This window comes from Enterobacter sp. RHBSTW-00175, assembly GCF_013927005.1.
In the GTDB taxonomy this organism is placed as follows: domain Bacteria; phylum Pseudomonadota; class Gammaproteobacteria; order Enterobacterales; family Enterobacteriaceae; genus Enterobacter.
In genome coordinates, this window is the sequence record NZ_CP055930.1 from 4,774,247 (window position 1) to 4,791,876 (window position 17,630).

Annotated in this window: 19 protein-coding genes; 12 read left to right on the forward strand and 7 right to left on the reverse strand. The window is 54.5% G+C overall.

Annotation, left to right across the window (positions count from 1 at the left end; genetic code table 11):
* Positions 1-94 precede the first annotated feature (94 nt).
* Positions 95-1,102 (reverse strand): transcriptional regulator FtrA, encoded by a 1,008-nt coding sequence (gene ftrA / locus HV107_RS23085; protein WP_182061073.1) that lies wholly within the window; start codon positions 1,100-1,102, stop codon positions 95-97.
* A gap of 73 nt (positions 1,103-1,175) precedes the next feature.
* Here ftrA and HV107_RS23090 point away from each other — a divergent pair, with 73 nt between their 5' ends.
* From HV107_RS23090 to zinT, 8 genes are all read left to right on the forward strand, one after another.
* A complete protein-coding gene (locus tag HV107_RS23090; protein ID WP_182061074.1) occupies positions 1,176-1,589 on the forward strand; it encodes a rhodanese-like domain-containing protein in 414 nt (137 codons plus the stop codon).
* A gap of 157 nt (positions 1,590-1,746) precedes the next feature.
* The gene (locus tag HV107_RS23095) at positions 1,747-2,850 is read left to right on the forward strand and encodes a cobalamin-independent methionine synthase II family protein (RefSeq protein ID WP_182061075.1); all 1,104 of its coding nucleotides are present in this window, start codon (positions 1,747-1,749) and stop codon (positions 2,848-2,850) included.
* 203 nt (positions 2,851-3,053) lie between these two features.
* Positions 3,054-4,325 (forward strand): urea ABC transporter substrate-binding protein, encoded by a 1,272-nt coding sequence (gene urtA / locus HV107_RS23100; RefSeq protein ID WP_182061076.1) that lies wholly within the window; start codon positions 3,054-3,056, stop codon positions 4,323-4,325.
* Positions 4,326-4,349: 24 nt separating this feature from the next.
* The gene (gene urtB / locus HV107_RS23105; RefSeq protein WP_182061077.1) at positions 4,350-5,924 is read left to right on the forward strand and encodes an urea ABC transporter permease subunit UrtB; all 1,575 of its coding nucleotides are present in this window, start codon (positions 4,350-4,352) and stop codon (positions 5,922-5,924) included.
* Entirely contained in the window at positions 5,924-6,997 is a 1,074-nt protein-coding gene (gene urtC / locus HV107_RS23110; RefSeq protein WP_182061078.1) for an urea ABC transporter permease subunit UrtC, read from the forward strand. Before urtB ends, urtC begins: the two co-directional genes overlap by 1 nt.
* Positions 6,997-7,794, forward strand: coding sequence for an urea ABC transporter ATP-binding protein UrtD (urtD, locus tag HV107_RS23115; protein ID WP_182061079.1), 798 nt, complete (start codon positions 6,997-6,999; stop codon positions 7,792-7,794). Before urtC ends, urtD begins: the two co-directional genes overlap by 1 nt.
* A 9-nt stretch (positions 7,795-7,803) precedes the next feature.
* Positions 7,804-8,502 (forward strand): urea ABC transporter ATP-binding subunit UrtE, encoded by a 699-nt coding sequence (gene urtE, locus HV107_RS23120; RefSeq protein WP_182061080.1) that lies wholly within the window; start codon positions 7,804-7,806, stop codon positions 8,500-8,502.
* Positions 8,503-8,554: 52 nt separating this feature from the next.
* On the forward strand, positions 8,555-9,196 hold the full coding sequence (gene zinT / locus HV107_RS23125; RefSeq protein ID WP_182061081.1) for a metal-binding protein ZinT: 642 nt from the start codon (positions 8,555-8,557) through the stop codon (positions 9,194-9,196).
* 23 nt (positions 9,197-9,219) lie between these two features.
* On the opposite strand, the gene ydeE is transcribed toward zinT, so the two are convergent.
* A complete protein-coding gene (gene ydeE / locus HV107_RS23130) occupies positions 9,220-10,425 on the reverse strand; it encodes an efflux MFS transporter YdeE (protein WP_182061082.1) in 1,206 nt (401 codons plus the stop codon).
* Positions 10,426-10,616: 191 nt separating this feature from the next.
* Here ydeE and eamA point away from each other — a divergent pair, with 191 nt between their 5' ends.
* The gene (gene eamA, locus HV107_RS23135) at positions 10,617-11,516 is read left to right on the forward strand and encodes an O-acetylserine/cysteine exporter (protein WP_182061083.1); all 900 of its coding nucleotides are present in this window, start codon (positions 10,617-10,619) and stop codon (positions 11,514-11,516) included.
* A gap of 37 nt (positions 11,517-11,553) precedes the next feature.
* On the opposite strand, the gene marB is transcribed toward eamA, so the two are convergent.
* Genes marB through marR form a run of 3 tightly spaced genes read right to left on the reverse strand, consistent with a single transcriptional unit; the run spans position 11,554 to position 12,652 of the window.
* Complete coding sequence (marB, locus tag HV107_RS23140) at positions 11,554-11,772, reverse strand: multiple antibiotic resistance protein MarB (protein WP_182061084.1); 219 nt, start codon at positions 11,770-11,772, stop codon at positions 11,554-11,556.
* 45 nt (positions 11,773-11,817) lie between these two features.
* Entirely contained in the window at positions 11,818-12,198 is a 381-nt protein-coding gene (marA, locus tag HV107_RS23145) for an MDR efflux pump AcrAB transcriptional activator MarA (protein WP_001303241.1), read from the reverse strand.
* Between the two features lie 19 nt (positions 12,199-12,217).
* Positions 12,218-12,652: a multiple antibiotic resistance transcriptional regulator MarR gene (gene marR, locus HV107_RS23150; RefSeq protein WP_014070273.1), complete on the reverse strand. Its 435-nt coding sequence runs from the start codon at positions 12,650-12,652 to the stop codon at positions 12,218-12,220.
* A gap of 254 nt (positions 12,653-12,906) precedes the next feature.
* On the opposite strand from marR, the gene HV107_RS23155 reads away from it, so the two are divergent.
* Entirely contained in the window at positions 12,907-13,572 is a 666-nt protein-coding gene (locus tag HV107_RS23155) for a MarC family NAAT transporter (RefSeq protein WP_182061085.1), read from the forward strand.
* A gap of 42 nt (positions 13,573-13,614) precedes the next feature.
* Here HV107_RS23155 and HV107_RS23160 read toward each other — a convergent pair whose 3' ends face one another.
* Positions 13,615-14,811 carry a sugar transporter gene (locus HV107_RS23160; protein WP_182061086.1) on the reverse strand — a complete coding sequence of 399 codons (1,197 nt, stop codon included), beginning with the start codon at positions 14,809-14,811 and terminating at the stop codon, positions 13,615-13,617.
* A gap of 175 nt (positions 14,812-14,986) precedes the next feature.
* Here HV107_RS23160 and HV107_RS23165 point away from each other — a divergent pair, with 175 nt between their 5' ends.
* Both HV107_RS23165 and HV107_RS23170 read left to right on the forward strand, forming a co-directional pair.
* Positions 14,987-15,775, forward strand: coding sequence for a PhzF family phenazine biosynthesis protein (locus HV107_RS23165; RefSeq protein ID WP_182061087.1), 789 nt, complete (start codon positions 14,987-14,989; stop codon positions 15,773-15,775).
* A 27-nt stretch (positions 15,776-15,802) separates the two neighbouring features.
* Positions 15,803-16,594 (forward strand): PhzF family phenazine biosynthesis protein, encoded by a 792-nt coding sequence (locus tag HV107_RS23170; protein WP_182061088.1) that lies wholly within the window; start codon positions 15,803-15,805, stop codon positions 16,592-16,594.
* Positions 16,595-16,630: 36 nt separating this feature from the next.
* Here the strand turns inward: HV107_RS23170 and HV107_RS23175 are convergent, their stop codons facing one another.
* Positions 16,631-17,575, reverse strand: a complete 945-nt coding sequence (locus tag HV107_RS23175) for an L-lactate dehydrogenase (RefSeq protein WP_182061089.1) — start codon at positions 17,573-17,575, stop codon at positions 16,631-16,633.
* Positions 17,576-17,630: the final 55 nt, after the last annotated feature.

Sequence of the window (17,630 nt, forward strand, 5' to 3'; positions counted from 1 at the left end):
TCATGGAATGGCGAGGATGTTGATACCTAAATACAAATCTATCCATGCAAGCATTTACCGCCATTCAATGGCGGTTTTTTTTGCCTGTCCGCCATCAGGGCCGTTCAGATGAAAGGGCGAACTGTTTGCGATACTGCGCCGGAGAAAGCGCGAAATGCTGGCGGAAATGGTGACGCAGCGTAGCCGCTTGCCCAAACCCGGTCTGTTCAGCAATGCTGTCGATGCTTAACCGGCTGTTTTCCAGATAATCTTTTGCCCGCAGTAGCCTTTCGTTGAGCAACCAGCGCGCGGGCGTTGTGCCTGTTGCGTCCTGAAAGCGGCGCAGAAAGGTGCGCTGGCTCATTCCCACGCGCTGCGAGAGTGAATCGACGCTGTGTGGCAGTGCCAAATGCTGATGAAGATAATCAAACAACTTGCCAAAACGCTGGCTTTCGCGCAGTTGCGCCACCGGGCGGTTCAACTGCTGCGTCTGCGAACCATCCCGATGAGGTGGAATGACAAGACGGCGGGCGACACGATTCGCCGCTTCCATGCCGTAGTCCCGGCGGACCACGTGCAGGCATAAATCAATGCCCGCCGCGCTGCCGGCGGAGGTCAGAAGATCCCCCTCATCCTGATACAGCACGTCTTCAACCACATCGATGGACGGGAAGCGGGATTTCAGCGTCTCAATATAGCGCCAGTGGGTTGTGGCGCGACGTCCGTCGAGTAACCCGGCGGCGGCCAGCACGAACACGCCGGAGCAGATAGACATCACCTGGCACCCCCGGGCGCTGGCCTGGCGCAGCGCGTCGCACAGAGCCTCCGGCACCGGCGAGTCTACTCCTCGCCAGCCTGGCACAACGACCAGGTCGGCGTGTTCCAGCAAGCTGAGATTGCAGTCGGCCAGAATGCGGATCCCGCCGGTCGCACGAAGCTCACCTTCATCAACCGCCGCCACGGCAAAACGATACCAGTCGTCACCCATTTCGGGACGCGGAAGCCCGAAAATTTCAACCGCTACGCCAAATTCAAAGGTACACAGCCCGTCATAGGCCAGTACGACCACCCGTGGGGAGGAAAGCTGTCTTAACTTTGTCATCTTTTTGCGGTTTTCTGGCATGAGCGGACGCATTCAGTGGAGGAATTTGTGGATAGAGTAGTGTTAACACAAACACCTTAGAGGAGAAAGATTCATGAATTATGTTACGGAATTTCCGGCAGCCGGGCCACAAGAAGCCGTTGCCCATTTTCTGCGTCGCCTGAGTGTGGAAACAGACTGCGCCGATGTGCATCACGCCATGACCAATAACGATCAGGACTTTGTTTTGCTGCACGTGGTGGGCAAACCCGAGCAGTTTGCCCGTCGTCATGTTCCGGGCGCTATCCATTTGCCCTGGAGCCAGATCACAGCGGAGCGCATGGCGCAGTGGCCAGAAGACACGGTCTTTGTGGTCTATTGTGCCGGGCCGCACTGTAACGGCGCCGACAGAGCCGCGCTGAAACTCGCCCGGCTGGGGTTGCCGGTAAAAATCATGCTCGGCGGGATCACCGGCTGGCAGGATGAAAACTTCGACTTTGCCGGGCAAATTTCAGCGGTACTCGGCTGAAGATGAATTTTTTTCAACACAGGTGAAATTTTCTCGTTTGTCGTGACGCGGCGGGTATGACATCTTTTTTGGACATTTAGACATCCAGAAGTCTAAAAGTTCAAGAAATGAATTATCACTGTCGGCAATTATCTGCCGGCAGAAACAGGAGATTTCCATGCAGCGACAACATGCCCCGTACCGCGCCGATGTAGTAGGCAGTTTTTTACGCCCGGATGCCATCAAACAGGCTCGTCTGAAATTTGCCAGCGGTGAGATTGATGCCGGGCAGCTTCGTGCTGTTGAGGACGAGGCGATCCGCCATGTTGTCGAACAGCAATGCGCCTGTGGTTTGCACGTAGTCACCGACGGGGAGTTTCGTCGCGCCTGGTGGCATTTCGATTTCTTCGACGGGTTGCAGGGCGTTGAACGTTATGATTCTCAGCAGGGTATCCAGTTCAATGGGGTACAGACCAAAGCCCACGGCGTGCGTGTCACCGGTAAGCTGGGCTTCGGTGACCATCCCATGCTGGCTGATTTCCGCTACCTGAAGAGTATCAGCGGGAATGCGCAGCCGAAGATGACCATTCCAAGCCCAAGCGTGCTGCATTTCCGTGGCGGCCGCAAAGATATCGACGCAACGGTCTACCCGGATCTGGATGCCTATTTTGACGACCTGGCGACCACTTGGCGCGATGCTATCCATGCGTTCTATGCCGCAGGTTGCCGCTATCTGCAACTGGACGACACCGTCTGGGCGTATCTCTGCTCTGACGATCAGCGTCGTCAGATCCGCGCACGTGGGGATGACGCCGACGAGCTGGCGCGCATCTATGCTCGCGTGCTGAATAAAGCGCTGGAAGGGAAACCCGATGATCTGACCATCGGCCTGCATGTCTGTCGCGGCAATTTCCGTTCAACCTGGATTTCCGAAGGCGGCTACGAGCCAGTGGCGGAAGTGCTGTTCGGCACGGTCAACGTCGATGCCTTCTTCCTGGAATACGATAACGATCGCAGCGGTGATTTTGCGCCATTGCGCTTTATCCGCCCGGGTAAACAGCAGGTGGTGCTGGGCCTTATTACCACCAAAAATGGCGAGCTGGAAAACCCGCAGGGCGTGAAGGCGCGTCTGGAAGAGGCGGCAAAATATGTCGCGAAAGAGCAGATTTGCTTAAGCCCGCAGTGCGGTTTTGCCTCCACTGAAGAGGGCAATACCCTGAACGAAACCCAGCAGTGGGACAAAGTGCGTCTGGTGACACAAATCGCCAGCGAAGTCTGGTAACACTTCTGACACAGCGCTGCATTATTAAAGTGCAGCGCTGTACCATTCTGAGTCGTTTTCCCCGCAGGCCTTCATTCCGCCCCCGAAAATCCACGTTTTTCATCCTGGCATCCTTTTTGCTCCTCCTAAGCTGACACATGTTTATTTTCTGCGTCCAGTCGGTCACGGACGTTTAGCACAGCTTTCTTTTCAGGAGTGAAAATATGCACCGTCGTACCTTGTTAAAAGCTTTTGCACTGTCGGCCTCTGCGGTCGCAATGGGAATGAGTTTTGGTGTTCAGGCTGCGGATACTATCAAAGTGGGGATCATGCACTCGTTGTCCGGCACGATGGCCATTTCTGAAACGCCCCTGAAAGATGTTGCCCTGATGACGATCGATGAGATCAACGCGAAAGGTGGCGTGCTGGGTAAAAAGCTGGAGCCAGTGGTGGTAGACCCGGCGTCTAACTGGCCGCTGTTCGCGGAAAAAGCCCGTCAGCTGTTAAGCCAGGATAAGGTGGCTGTGGTGTTTGGCTGCTGGACATCGGTATCACGTAAATCCGTATTGCCGGTCTTTGAAGAGCTGAACGGTCTGCTGTTCTATCCGGTGCAATACGAAGGCGAAGAGATGTCGCCAAACGTCTTCTATACCGGGGCAGCGCCAAACCAACAGGCCATCCCGGCGGTGGAGTATCTGATGAGTGAAGACGGCGGCAGTGCCAAACGCTTCTTCCTGCTCGGCACCGATTATGTCTACCCGCGCACCACCAACAAAATCCTGCGCGCGTTCCTGCACTCCAAAGGGGTTCAGGATAAAGACATCGAAGAGGTGTACACCCCGTTCGGGCACAGTGATTACCAGACCATTGTCGCCAATATCAAGAAATTCTCTGCGGGCGGCAAAACGGCCGTGGTTTCCACCATTAACGGCGATTCCAACGTTCCGTTCTATAAAGAGCTGGCAAACCAGGGGCTGAAAGCGACCGATGTTCCGGTGGTAGCGTTCTCCGTCGGTGAAGAGGAGCTGCGCGGCATCGATACCAAACCGCTGGTGGGTAACCTTGCAGCGTGGAACTACTTTGAATCCGTCGATAACCCAACCAACCAGGCTTTTGTGGCGGATTACAAAGCCTATGCCAAAGCGCACAAGCTGCCTAACGCCGATACCGTAGTCACCAACGACCCGATGGAAGCGACCTACGTGGGGATCCATATGTGGGCGCAGGCGGTAGAAAAAGCCGGAACCACCGATGTGGATAAAGTCCGTGCGGCGATGGCGGGGCAATCCTTCAAAGCGCCATCTGGCTTTACGCTGACCATGGATGCTACCAACCACCATCTGCATAAGCCGGTCATGATTGGCGAAATTGAAGGTAACGGGCAGTTTAACGTGGTCTGGCAGACAGAACAGCCTGTACGTGCGCAGCCGTGGAGTCCGTTCATTGCCGGTAATGACAAAAAACCTGATCAGCCAATGAAAACGGCCAGCAACTAAGTCATTGTCAAAGGGAGAAAAGCCATGAATATCATGCGCGTTATTGTCGCTGTTGTATGGCTTACCGGACTGCTGCCAGGGATGGCGCAGGCATCGGATGCTGATGATTTTGTTGCCGCCAACCGTAGCCAGCAGGCTGCGATGCTGGAACAGTGGGCGGCCTCGCCGGAAGCGGCGCGGCTGCCGCTGTTGCAGGCGCTGCAAAAGGAAAATCTCTATCTCGACAGTCAAAAACATGCGTTTACCCGCAGCAACGGTACGATGGTGGCTCTGGGTGATGCAACGAACGCAGAGGGGCAGACAAAAGCCGTTCGCCTGACCAATCGCCTGCGGGTTCTGGCGACCACTGCGCTCGCCACGCATCAGCTTGTGAGTGACAGTGTCACGCAAAGGCGCGATGCCGCAAGACAACTTCAGCGCGACGCGCAGCCCGATATGCTCGATTTCCTGCAAAAGCGGGCGGGCAGTGAAACAGATGATGTCGCACGCCAGGCGCTGTTACTGGCGCTGGCGAATCTGCAACTGACCAGCCCACAGGCTGATGTGCGTCTGAAGGCCGTGGAGCTGCTGGGGCAGTCTGACGATCCTGATGTTCAGGCAAAACTGACGCCATATGCTCAGGCGCAAACTGAACCGGATGCCAGAGTGCGTGCCGCTGCCGAAGAGAGCCTTAATCACATTAAACACCGCCTGATGTGGGGCGATTTACTCGGCCAGGCTTTTATGGGGTTGTCGCTGGGGTCCGTATTACTGCTGGCCGCGCTGGGGCTGGCCATCACCTATGGATTACTGGGCGTCATCAACATGGCCCATGGCGAGATGTTGATGCTGGGAGCATATGCCACCTGGATGGTGCAACAGGTCATGGCGCAATTTACCCCGCAGTGGCTGGCACTCTATCCGGTAGTGGCGCTACCGGTGGCCTTTATGTTGACAGCCTGTGTTGGCATGGTGCTTGAACGTGCTGTTATCCGCCATCTGTATGGCCGCCCACTGGAAACCCTGCTGGCAACCTGGGGGATCAGCCTGATGATTATCCAGCTGGTGCGGATGACGTTTGGCGCGCAAAACCTCGAAGTGGCAAACCCGGCATGGCTTTCCGGCGGGGTGCAGGTTTTTGCCAACCTGACGCTGCCGTGGAACCGCATTGTGGTGCTCGGTTTTGTGCTGCTGGTGCTGTTCTTTACCTGGCTTACCCTGAATAAAACCCGTCTGGGGCTGAACGTGCGCGCGGTAACACAAAACCGCAGCATGGCGGCCTGTTGCGGCGTGCCCACCGGACGCATTGATATGCTGGCCTTTGGCCTGGGGTCGGGTATTGCCGGTCTGGGCGGAGTGGCGTTATCACAGCTGGGCAACGTGGGGCCGGAACTGGGTCAGGGTTACATTATTGACTCGTTCCTGGTAGTGGTGCTTGGTGGTGTCGGTCAGCTGGCAGGTAGCGTGGCTGCCGCCTTTGGCCTTGGGATCTTCAATAAAATCCTCGAACCGCAGATGGGCGCTGTTCTGGGCAAAATCCTGATCCTGGTGGCGATCATTCTGTTCATTCAGAAACGTCCGCAGGGGCTGTTTGCACTTAAAGGGAGGGTTATTGACTGATGAGCCAGCCACTTACCTTAACGCTGGCGCGTAAAGCGCCGCGTACCACGCAAATTCTCGGCAGCCTGCTGGTGACACTGCTGCTGGTGTTGCCTTTCCTGGCACTGTTGCCCGCCACGCACCCTCTGGCGTTATCCACCTGGATGCTCACCCTGGTGGGCAAAATTCTCTGTTACGCCATTGTAGCCGTCGCCCTGGATCTGGTGTGGGGCTATGCGGGGATGTTGTCGTTAGGACATGGCATTTTCTTCGCATTGGGCGGCTATGCGATGGGGATGTACCTGATGCGTCAGGCCGCGGGTGATGGGCTGCCCGCGTTTATGTCGTTCCTTTCCTGGAGCGAGCTGCCCTGGTTCTGGTGGGGCACCCAGCATTTTGCCTGGGCATTAGTGTTAATTGTGATGATCCCGGGTCTGCTTGCCCTGGTGTTCGGCTGGTTTGCGTTTCGCTCAAAAATTAAAGGGGTCTATTTCTCGATCATGACCCAGGCGCTGACCTACGCAGGCATGTTGCTGTTCTTTCGTAATGAAACCGGCTTTGGCGGCAATAACGGCTTTACGGGGTTCACAACGCTGCTCGGGTTTTCTGTCACCGCAACGTCCACGCGCATTGCGCTGTTCCTGGCTACCGTTGTGCTGTTATTGCTGACGCTGGGCATCGGTTTTGCGCTGGCGAAAAGCAAATTTGGCCGCATTCTGACCGCCGTGCGTGATGCGGAAAACCGCCTGACGTTCTGTGGCTACGATCCGCGTGGTTTTAAACTGCTGGTGTGGACGCTGTCTGCCGTGCTGTGCGGCCTGGCGGGCGCGTTGTATGTCCCGCAGGTGGGTATTATCAATCCGGGCGAAATGTCGCCCACCAACTCGATTGAAGCCGCTATCTGGGTGGCACTGGGTGGACGTGGCACGCTGATTGGCCCGGTGATTGGCGCTGCGCTGGTCAACGGCGCGAAAAGTGTGTTCACCGTGGCAATGCCGGAGTACTGGCAGCTTTTTCTGGGGCTGATTTTTATCGCCGTCACCCTGTTTTTACCGCGCGGTGTCTACGGCCTGTTTCGTAAGGGAGAGAAATAATGCAGCCAGCCGAAGGACTCTTTACCCGCCAGTTGCCCGGCGATCGCTACCGCGATCAGACCGACCCGGTACTGCAACTTGAGGCCATTAACGTCAATTTCGACGGGTTTCAGGCGCTAACCGACCTGTCATTAAACATCGGCGTAGGCGAATTACGCTGTGTGATTGGCCCCAATGGTGCCGGTAAAACCACCCTGATGGATGTGATAACCGGTAAGACACGGCCGCAAAGCGGGCGGGCGGTGTACGACCAGTCGATTGATCTGACTGCGCTGGATCCTGCGGCTATCGCCCGTCAGGGTATTGGCAGAAAATTCCAGAAACCCACGGTGTTTGAAGCGCTGACGGTGTGGGAAAACCTGGAGCTGGCCATGAAGTGTGATAAATCCGTGTGGGCAAGCCTGCGGGCAAAGCTCAGCGGCGAACAGGCTGACCGCATCGACGAGATGCTGGTGCTGTTACGTCTGAGCAGTGAACGTGACAGGCGTGCGGGTCTGCTTTCCCACGGGCAAAAACAGTTTCTGGAAATCGGTATGTTGCTGGTGCAGGACCCGCATTTATTGCTGCTCGACGAACCCGCAGCCGGGATGACGGATGCAGAAACTGAATACACGGCAGAGCTCTTCAGGACGCTGGCGGGTAAACATTCGCTGATGGTGGTTGAGCATGATATGGGCTTTGTTGAAACCATTGCCGATCACGTGACGGTACTGCATCAGGGACGGGTGCTGGCGGAAGGTTCGCTTCGCGAGGTGCAGGCCAACGAGCAGGTGATTGAAGTGTATCTGGGGCGCTAAGGAGCATTGATGTTACAGGTCAACGAACTGAATCAGTATTACGGCGGAAGCCATATTCTGCGCGGTGTCAGCTTTGAAGCGGTAACGGGCGAAGTCACCTGCCTTTTAGGGCGCAACGGTGTGGGGAAAACCACGCTGCTGAAATGCCTGATGGGGCTTATTCCGGCCAAAACGGGCGAGGTGCTCTGGCAGGGGAAAAAAATCACGCACAGCAAACCCCATCAGCGCGTGCAGTCAGGCGTGGCGTATGTGCCACAGGGCCGGGAGATCTTCCCGCGTTTAACCGTTGAAGAAAACCTGCTCCTGGGGTTATCGCGCTTCTCTGCGCGTGAGGCGAAAAACGTCCCGGACGAGATCTGGCAGCTCTTTCCGGTGCTTAAAGAGATGAAACATCGCCGGGGCGGCGATCTTTCCGGTGGGCAACAGCAACAGCTGGCTATTGGCCGTGCGCTGGCGAGCCGCCCGCAGCTGCTTATCCTGGATGAACCTACCGAAGGTATTCAGCCCTCGGTTATTAAAGATATTGGGCAGGTGATCCGCCAGCTTGCCGACCGGGGCGATATGGCCATTCTGCTGGTTGAGCAGTTTTACGACTTTGCCGCTGAACTGGCCGACAGCTATTTACTGATGTCGCGCGGAACCATCATACAGCGTGGTCGTGGCGAAAATATGGAACAAGAAGGCGTTCGCGGTCTGGTTGCGATCTGAAATGTTATAATATAACATTCTCATTCTTATAAAACGGAGTGAGGGTATTGTTTTGTCTGCACATATTGGAAAATTTGCGATGACTCTGGGGGCGCTGCTGGTCAGTGGCCAGCTTTTTGCTCATTCACACGGTCACCAGATGACGGAAGCCGAACAGAAGGCGGCGAACGGCGTTTTTGCTGACAAAGATGTGAAGGACCGAAAATTGTCCGACTGGGACGGCGTCTGGCAATCTGTCTATCCGTTCCTGCTGGACGGTTCGCTGGATCCGGTCTTTAAACAGAAAGCCGCAAAGGATAAAAGCAAAACGTTCGACCAGGTCAAAGCGTATTACCGCACGGGCTACGCCACGGATGTCGACAGCATTGGCATTGAAAATAACGTCATGGAATTCCACACAGGCAGAGAGGTCAGTAGCTGTCACTACGATTACAGCGGCTACAAGATCCTGACTTACGCATCAGGCAAGAAAGGCGTTCGCTATCTGTTTGAGTGTAAGGATGCCAGCAGCGGCGCGCCGAAGTTTGTGCAGTTCAGCGACCACATCATCGGGCCAAAAGCGTCCTCGCATTTCCATATCTTTATGGGCAACACCTCCCACGAGGCGCTGCTTAAAGAGATGGATAACTGGCCAACCTATTATCCTAACGAGATGTACAAAGATCAGGTGGTCGACGAGATGTTGCACCACTAGAATTTGCTGTTGCCGGGTGGCGGCTACGCCTTACCCGGCCTACAGGCTAACACGCTAGCGCCACTTTTCACGCTCATCCCGCGCAGGATCATCAGCCAGGCCACCACAATCGCCGCCATCATAATGGCAAACAATGACCAGTGCGGCAGATGGCTCAGGATGATACCGGTGATCATCGGGTTTGCCGCCGCGCCGAGCCAGCCCAGTGCCTGAGCCGAGAAATAGCTCGCTTTCATCCCCGGCGGGGCAATGTTATCAATGAGCATGTATTCACCCGGCGCATAAATAATTTCACCCAGCGTAAAGACCCCTGCGGCGATCCCCCAGTAGATAAGGTTATCGCCAGAGAACATAAACCCACCCAAGCCGAGAACAAAAAAGAGCGTGCCAACTGCCATTAACGGGCGGATGTTTGCAGCAGTCAGCTTGCGCCCGATGGCATATTGCAGCGTCACCACCACGGCGGCGTTTACCGGTAACACCACCGCAACCACATTCTGCGCAAAATCGCTGTCGGCGTTAGCGGCCAGCACGTACTGGGAAATACAGGTGGCGAATGAACCACCCACGTAGGAGGCGAGCAGGCCGGAAAGCGTATACCACATCAGCGTCCGGTCTTTCAGCAGGATCGAGGGTTGCCACGGGGTGGTCACCTGCGATGTGTCAGACGCAATGCTTTTCTGGACGTAAAACTGAATAAAGACCAGCGGCAGCGCGGCGCAAACCGCGGCCAGCCAGAACGGCAGTTGCAGGCTGTACATCACAAGCCAGGTGCCAATCGGCGGCCCGATAGTCCAGCCGATGTTGAGAAAACTGTAGTTCAGCGAGAACACGCGGGCCTTTTCGCTCGATGTCAGCACATCGGCAAACCAGGCTTTCAGTACCGTCGAAAATACAGAGTAGGCGCAGTTGATAAGCGAGAAGAACAGCACCACCAGGGTAACATTATCCACCAGCGGGATCGCCACAAAGCCCACAATAAAGGCCGTAATGGAGATCAACATATAGCGTTTCTTATCGAATTTATCCGCCAGAATGCCAAATCCCATGCTGAACACCACGCCGATAGTCAGCGCCACGGTCAGTGCATAACCGATATTCTCTACGCTCATGTTATACATGCGCGTCAGATAGATGGTCATAAACGGCAGTGTTGCCCCGCGACCGATGGTTAATAACAATGATGATGCCAGCAGCGCTGTGGTTGAGCGCCTGAGAGATGGTTTCATATTCCTGTCCGACATTAGCTTATGATTTATTGTTGTGTCTTATCAGGATTATCACGCCATAAGGGGCTTGTATAGCACCTAATTTATCCGTAAGTGCTTCCACTGACTGCCAGAATTAATGATCTTTTCCTCTGTGCTTTTTTTCGTTACCTTGAATCTGTTTACAAAAATTTAATAATCAGGGGCAGGGTATGACGCGTAAAGACGGGCTACTGGCGTTGCTGGTAGTCGTAGTGTGGGGGCTCAATTTCGTTGTAATCAAAGTCGGTTTGCACAACATGCCGCCATTAATGCTGGCGGGGTTGCGCTTTCTGCTGGTGGCCTTCCCGGCAATCTTCTTTGTTGCCCGTCCTAAAATCCCGTTCACCTTGTTGCTGGGTTACGGCCTGACCATCAGCTTTGGTCAGTTCGCCTTTCTGTTCTGCGCCATCAAATTTGGGATGCCCGCCGGGCTGGCGTCACTGGTACTTCAGGCGCAGGCTTTCTTCACCATTATTCTGGGTGCCTTTGTCTTTGGCGAACGCTTGCAGGCCAAACAGCTGGCGGGGATTACCCTTGCTGTGTTTGGCGTTCTGGTGCTGGTTGAGGCCAGCCTGAACGGGCAACATGTGGCGTTGCTTGGTTTTATGCTGACCCTGGCGGCGGGGCTGAGTTGGGCCTGCGGTAATATTTTTAACAAACTGATTATGCAGCACGAAGCACGCCCACCGGTGATGTCGCTGGTGGTCTGGAGTGCGCTGATCCCTGTCGTTCCGTTTATGGTGGTATCAGCTATTCTTGATGGCCCGACCGTCATGCTCGATAGCCTGATGAATATCGACCTGACCACGATTTTGTCGCTGGTCTACCTGGCCTTTGTGGCAACCATCATTGGCTACGGTATTTGGGGATCACTCCTGGGCCGCTATGAAACCTGGCGTGTGGCGCCGCTCTCTTTGCTGGTTCCGGTGGTTGGTATTGCCAGTGCCGCAGTATTGCTGGGGGAGAAACTCAGTGCGTTACAGCTGCTTGGCGCGGTGCTGATTATGGCCGGGCTGTATATCAACGTGTTTGGCTTGCGCTTGCGTCGGGTGACGCGGGTGAGAAGTTAACGCTAAAAAAAGCCCCGCATCAGCGGGGCAAAACGAATCAGTGGTCGCGCTGGTTGTAATACGGCACGCCTAATTCGTCGGATTTGTCGCTACCAGCACCCATATGGTTGAAATCAAAAGGTGACTGGTTATTGGCAGAGGGCATGAACATCGCATTGCGATTATTCTGCTGAGCTGCTTGTGGGGTTTGCTCCGCGAAGGTCTGGCTGGAGACAAGCACCAGCAAGGCGAGGGCGGCGGAGACGGTGAATTTCATGATTTCCTCGGTTACGTCTTAAAGGCGATGGTTAGCTTTATTCATTCAGCTGCAATGTTTCAGCGGATACAGGTACCGGGATTCACCCGGCATACTGGTGATTCGATACTTATGAGGCGGCACGTCGAAGTAGTTCTTAAACGTACGCGTTAAGGTCTGTTGCGATTCAAACCCATACCGCTCCGCCAGATAAAGGATCGGTTCATTGCTTTCTTTGAGCTTCTGGGCAATTTCCGTCAGCTTGCGGCTGCGAATGTATTGTCCTAATGAATGACCGGTCTCTTTTTTAAACATCCGTTGCAGGTGCCATTTTGAGTAACCTGAACGCTCTGACACTTTTTCAAGGGAGAGCGGTGATTCCAGGTTATCTTCGATCCAGTCCAAAATGCTATGAATGGTGATAGCGTCAGTATTGCGTCTGGACATCGTCATACCTCTTTCTGTATTACGGCAGTATTTTCTTAAGCAAGTGCTCAAGCGTTGCCACTTCATCCGCCGTTAAGTTTTTTGTTAGTTCCTGGTGCGTTGTTTGTCCTACTAATTGATGACATTGCTCACACATCGCCGCGCCGTCGCTGGTCAGTTTCACCAGTACGCCGCGTTTGTCATTCGGGTTAGGGCTTCGTTCTATCCATCCTTTGCAGACGAGTCGATCCAGCATTCGAGTCAGGGCACCGAGATCTACAGAGAGCACCTTTTTCAGCTCTACCGGCGTGATACACACTTCGCAGCGAATGGAACACAGCACTTTGAACTGCGTTGCGGTGATATCCAGCGGAGACAGGTATTCATTAAGCAGGCGATCTTTTTTCTGATTAACCATATGAATAAGGCGACCCAGCGGAATAATTTCGTTAAAGAGATCACTGGTGCTTTTCACAATGGTTGCCCTGGCAAGTAGTTAGTCACGGCAGATATTATTGCTCAGGCAAGTATAAGTCAACTGAATGAATTAGCCGATGCCACGAATTGCTAAAACGATTCATGGACTCTTTTTGCGGCTTTCAAATCATAAACATAACGAGTAGTTATGATTCAGCAGCGAAAATAATCCTTACGTTGTGACCATGGCTGAAATGTGCAATTTCACCCTATAATTGCGGTGTTGAATATGGATAAGGACAACGACGCACTATGTTGGATTTGATTAAAGCAATTAGTCTTGGGCTGGTGGTCTTGCTGCCGCTGGCTAACCCGTTGACGACGGTTGCGCTGTTTTTAGGGCTGGCAGGGAATATGAACAGTGCAGAGCGCAATCATCAGTCGATGATGGCCTCTGTATATGTTTTTGCGATCATGATGGTTGCGTATTACGCCGGACAGCTGGTGATGAACACCTTCGGGATCTCGATTCCGGGTCTGCGTATTGCGGGTGGGCTGATTGTTGCGTTTATCGGTTTTCGGATGCTGTTCCCGGCGCAAAAAGCGCATGAGTCGCCGGAAGCAAAAAGCAAATCCGAAGAGCTGGAAACTGAGCCTTCCGCCAACATTGCTTTCGTCCCTTTAGCGATGCCAAGCACCGCAGGGCCAGGGACGATAGCCATGATAATCAGTTCTGCCTCAACGGTGCGTGACGGCGCTACTTTCCCGGACTGGGTTATCACGGTGGCACCGCCAATCATCTTTGCGCTTATCGGGATTATTGTGTGGGGCTCTTTGCGCAGTTCTGGCGCGATTATGCGTTGGGTGGGCAAGGGCGGTATTGAAGCTATCTCTCGTCTGATGGGCTTCTTGCTGGTCTGTATGGGCGTGCAGTTTATTATTAACGGCGTGCTCGAAATTATTAAGACCTACCATTAAAAACGATGCCGGGTGGCGCTGTCGCTTACCCGGCATCAATCACTAACCGTGATGCGCCTGTTCTTCCATCGCCACTGGCCATTTACGGAAAATCAGAACCGACCAGATAAACGCCGCCAGCGCCGGGATTGCGCCAATATAGCCAATCGACGCCATCGAAAAGTGCAGGCTTATCTGATTGCCTACCAGCGCACCCGCGCCAATCCCAATGTTAAATATCCCGGAGAACAGCGCCATTGCCACGTCGGTAGCGTCGGGTGCAAGCGCCAGAACTTTGACCTGCATTCCCAGGCCAATAATCATGATTGCCACGCCCCAGAAAATGCTCAGCACGGCAAGATGCATTTCACTGTCTGCTGCAGGCATAAGCAGAAGCAGGCACGCCAGCAGCATGCCAATGGCGCTGCTCACCAGCAGCGACGCGTGCTGATTACCCAGTTTCCCGAACAGTACGCTGCCGATGATGCCCGCGCCACCCAGGATCAGCAGTAGCACGGTGGCAAAGTTCGCACTAAATCCGGCCACGGTCTGCACAAACGGCTCTATATAGCTGTAGGCCGTATAGTGCGCTGTAACCACCACCACGGTGAGCAGATAGATACTCATCAGCGCAGGACGTCGGAACAGCAGCGGCAGGCTTTTCAGTGAACCCGAGTGTTCGCTTGGCATTTTTGGCAGCAGTTTGATCAGGCACAGCAGCGTAACCAGGGCTCCCACGCCAATGGCGAAGAAGGTGGTACGCCAGCCAAAGTATTGCCCCACCACGCGACCAATCGGCAAGCCTAAAACCATCGCCAGCGCTGTGCCGGTTGCAATCAAGCTTAAGGCCTGGGCGCGTTTACCGGCAGGGGCGAGTCGAATGGCTAATGAGGCGGTGATTGACCAGAAGACCGCGTGGGCAAAGGCAATCCCGATGCGGCTTATCACCAGCACGGTAAAGTTCCAGGCCATAAACGACAGCACATGGCTGGCGATAAATAAGGCGAACAGCCCAATCAGCAGTTTGCGCCGCTCCATCTGGCTGGTCAGCAGCATAAACGGCAGCGACATCATACCGACAACCCAGGCGTAAATGGTCAGCATGATGCCAACCTGAGCAGTTTCCATCCGGAAACTCTCAGCGATGTCGGACAACAGCCCAACGGGGACAAATTCAGTGGTATTGAAGATAAACGCTGCAATGGCAAGCGTGACCACACGTAGCCAAGCAACCTTGCGGGAAACCGTGTTTGTTGTCATAGGGATGTCTTGATCCGTTGCCTGGAGGATGTGACGGGGATCTTAAAGCGTGAAACGGCTAAAACTCAATCATTATGTGATTCAGATCTCAAAATTTACCTTGTGACAGCGGTAGCGAAGGCGGGTGTTTTCCTTGAATATAAAGAACAGCACAACAAAAACAGGGGGGAAGACAATGCAGGAGATTGATTTTTATCTGGTTGATGCGTTCAGCGATACCGCGTTTGGGGGTAATCCGGCAGCAGTCTGCCCGTTAAAGGAGTGGCTGCCGGATGAGACATTACTCAGGATGGCGCAGCAGCATAACCAGTCAGAAACCGCGTTTTTTGTGTGCAGCAAGGGCGGCATCGAACTTCGCTGGTTCACCACGGTAACGGAGGTCAATCTCTGCGGTCATGCAACGCTCGCCAGTGCTTATGTATTGTTTAACGAACTGGGTTACCCCGATTCACGCATTCATTTCGACACCGCCTCAGGCCGGTTGACCGTCAGCCGCGAGGGTGGCTGGATGACGCTGGATTTCCCGGCCTGCCTAACCCAGGTACAAATCCCGCCGCCAGAGTTGCTTTCAGCGCTTGGGATAAGCCACTATGTTGAAGCCCGCAAAGGCCGGGCCTGGGTCATTGTGCTGGAAAATCAGCAGCAGGTGGAAGCGGTCACGCCGAATATCTCAGCGATGACGCCCGGTGAACATAAGGTGGCCGTTACCGCGCGCGGCAACGGTGATTACGATTTTGTCAGCCGCTTTTTCTCGCCGGGCGTTGCCGTCTGGGAAGATCCGGTCACTGGCTCATCGCACACCATGCTTATCCCATACTGGAGTGAGAAACTGGGGAAATCCACGCTGTTCGCACGCCAGGTATCAGCCCGCGGCGGTGATGTCCGCTGTGCACTGAACGGGCAACGCGTACTGATGAGCGGCAAGGCGTCGCTCTATCTGAAAGGCACGGTATTTTTGCGCTAAAAACATATAACAACAGGGGAAGAGACAATGCAGGAAATCGATTTTTATCTGGTAGATGCCTTTAGCGACACCTCCTTTGGCGGAAACGCAGCAGCCGTTTGCCCGCTTGAAACGTGGTTGCCGGACGAAACGCTGCTCAAAATGGCGCAACAACACAACCAGTCGGAAACCGCGTTCTTTGTGCACACGGATGATGGATTTGAGCTGCGCTGGTTCACCACGCTGGATGAGATCGACCTCTGTGGACACGCCACGCTGGCCGCCTCCCATGTCATTTTTGAATATCTCAACTATCCGCATACAGAAATTAAATTCTCCACTCGTTTTGTTGGCAACCTGACGGTAAAACGTCACGGTGACTGGCTGACACTGAACTTCCTGGCGTGGTCAACGGAGGTGGTAGATAATCCGCCAGCGTTACTCTTCAGCGCCCTGGGCATCAGCAGTGCCAAAGAGGTGCGTGTCGGGCGTGATTATATGGTGGTGCTGGAAAACCAGCAGCAGGTGGAAGCCGTGACGCCAGATATCTCGGCGATGATCCCGCTGGATAAAATGGTCTGCATCACCGCGCCGGGTGACCAGTACGATTTTGTCAGCCGCTTCTTCTGCCCGGGAGAAGGGGTGCCGGAAGATCCGGTGACCGGGTCAGCGCACAGCATGTTGATCCCGTACTGGAGCGAGAAGCTGGGCAAAACCCAGTTAAACGCCCGCCAGGTATCCCGGCGGGGCGGGGATTTGCGCTGCGAATTGCAGGGCGATCGTGTGTTGATTGGCGGACAAGCCACACTGTATCTGAAAGGCCGTATTTATCTGCGTTAACTGAGTGATGCTCCGCCCGTCATCCCTGTGTTCTGGTCAGGGCAGGCGGGCGATATTGTTTTTAATCACCTCAACAGAGTGGCGGAATTTGGCCTGTTCTTCTTCTGCCAGCTGCAATTCAATAATCTGCTGTACGCCGCCCTGTGCCAGTACCGCAGGCACACCAATCGCCACTCCGTCTACGCCGTATTCACCATCCAGAACGCAGGAGATCGCCAGCGCACGGTGACTGCCGGTAAAAATGTTGCGGCAAATCTCGGCAATGGTTCCGGCGATCCCGTATTCCGTGCAGCCCTTACGATTGTAAATCTCAAACCCAAGTTTGCGGACTTTTTCCGCCAGTTGCTCTTTGTCGAGCACTTTCCCGGTGTGGCGCTGATAGACCCCGGCAATGGGGGAGCCGTAAACCGATGAGTGAGACCAGACCGGGAACTGGGTATCCCCATGCTCACCCAGAATAAAGGCATCGATACTTTGCGCGCCGATATCCAGCTCCTGCGCCAGCGTGCGGCGAAGACGGGTGGTATCCAGCCACACGCCGGTGCCGATCACCTGGTTGCGCGGTAGGCCAGAGAGCTGCCACACCTGCCAGGTAATGATGTCGCACGGGTTGGTGGCTATCAGGAAAATGCCCTTAAAGCCGTTGTCCATCATCTGCGGGACAATGCTTTTGACTATACGCGCGGTATTGTTCAGTTCATCAAGACGGGATTGCCCGGGCTGTAACGCACCGCCCGAAACGGTGATCACCGCGATATCGACATCGGCGCACTCGCTGGCATCACGGGTTGAGATAGTCATCATCCCCGGCATATAGGCTGCCGCATCGCTAAGATCCTGTGCATGGCCCTGGGCACGCTCGCGGTTTAAGTCGACCAGAATCAGCTCTTCACAAATGTTCTGGTTGAGCAGGGCATAGGCGGCAGAGGCGCCAACGTTACCTGCACCAATAATCATCACTTTACGGGCTTTGGTGTTCATTCGTTTTCCATTGTGATTTAACGGCTTCTGCGCACAAAATTACTGCCGGATGGAA

Bases quoted from the DNA above. Each gene is read 5' to 3' on its own strand.
- ftrA (WP_182061073.1), bottom strand. From the start codon at position 1,102: ATGCCAGAAAACCGCAAAAAGATGACAAAGTTAAGACAGCTTTCCTCC.
- HV107_RS23090 (WP_182061074.1), top strand. From the start codon at position 1,176: ATGAATTATGTTACGGAATTTCCGGCAGCCGGGCCACAAGAAGCCGTT.
- HV107_RS23095 (WP_182061075.1), top strand. From the start codon at position 1,747: ATGCAGCGACAACATGCCCCGTACCGCGCCGATGTAGTAGGCAGTTTT.
- urtA (WP_182061076.1), top strand. From the start codon at position 3,054: ATGCACCGTCGTACCTTGTTAAAAGCTTTTGCACTGTCGGCCTCTGCG.
- urtB (WP_182061077.1), top strand. From the start codon at position 4,350: ATGAATATCATGCGCGTTATTGTCGCTGTTGTATGGCTTACCGGACTG.
- urtC (WP_182061078.1), top strand. From the start codon at position 5,924: ATGAGCCAGCCACTTACCTTAACGCTGGCGCGTAAAGCGCCGCGTACC.
- urtD (WP_182061079.1), top strand. From the start codon at position 6,997: ATGCAGCCAGCCGAAGGACTCTTTACCCGCCAGTTGCCCGGCGATCGC.
- urtE (WP_182061080.1), top strand. From the start codon at position 7,804: ATGTTACAGGTCAACGAACTGAATCAGTATTACGGCGGAAGCCATATT.
- ydeE (WP_182061082.1), bottom strand. From the start codon at position 10,425: ATGAAACCATCTCTCAGGCGCTCAACCACAGCGCTGCTGGCATCATCA.
- eamA (WP_182061083.1), top strand. From the start codon at position 10,617: ATGACGCGTAAAGACGGGCTACTGGCGTTGCTGGTAGTCGTAGTGTGG.
- marB (WP_182061084.1), bottom strand. From the start codon at position 11,772: ATGAAATTCACCGTCTCCGCCGCCCTCGCCTTGCTGGTGCTTGTCTCC.
- marA (WP_001303241.1), bottom strand. From the start codon at position 12,198: ATGTCCAGACGCAATACTGACGCTATCACCATTCATAGCATTTTGGAC.
- HV107_RS23155 (WP_182061085.1), top strand. From the start codon at position 12,907: ATGTTGGATTTGATTAAAGCAATTAGTCTTGGGCTGGTGGTCTTGCTG.
- HV107_RS23160 (WP_182061086.1), bottom strand. From the start codon at position 14,811: ATGACAACAAACACGGTTTCCCGCAAGGTTGCTTGGCTACGTGTGGTC.
- HV107_RS23165 (WP_182061087.1), top strand. From the start codon at position 14,987: ATGCAGGAGATTGATTTTTATCTGGTTGATGCGTTCAGCGATACCGCG.
- HV107_RS23170 (WP_182061088.1), top strand. From the start codon at position 15,803: ATGCAGGAAATCGATTTTTATCTGGTAGATGCCTTTAGCGACACCTCC.
- HV107_RS23175 (WP_182061089.1), bottom strand. From the start codon at position 17,575: ATGAACACCAAAGCCCGTAAAGTGATGATTATTGGTGCAGGTAACGTT.